Annotated in this window: 1 protein-coding gene; it reads right to left on the reverse strand. The window is 26.3% G+C overall.

Going from position 1 to position 209, the window contains the following annotated elements; all coding sequences use genetic code 11:
- Window positions 1–209, reverse strand: a 209-nt coding sequence (locus tag KI369_RS29330) for a septum formation initiator family protein (protein ID WP_238484984.1), incomplete at both ends; no start/stop codon positions are given.

Genomic DNA, 209 nt, shown 5'->3' on the forward strand with positions numbered 1-209 from the left:
AAATTTCAAAATTTCTTCCTCATCATCTGTTAAATTTTCTATGTTAGTCTTTAAAGAAGCCTCATCTTTCTTTAAAGACACCAATTGTTTTTTTTGATTCGTAATTGTATCTTTTTTTTCTACAATTATTTCTTGTTGTTTCGTTAAAATAAATTGAACGTACAAAGTAGCCGCCGCAATAAATATAAACATGAATATAAATCGCCTTA

Source organism: Bacillus sanguinis, assembly GCF_018332475.1.
GTDB classification, from domain to species: domain Bacteria; phylum Bacillota; class Bacilli; order Bacillales; family Bacillaceae_G; genus Bacillus_A; species Bacillus_A sanguinis.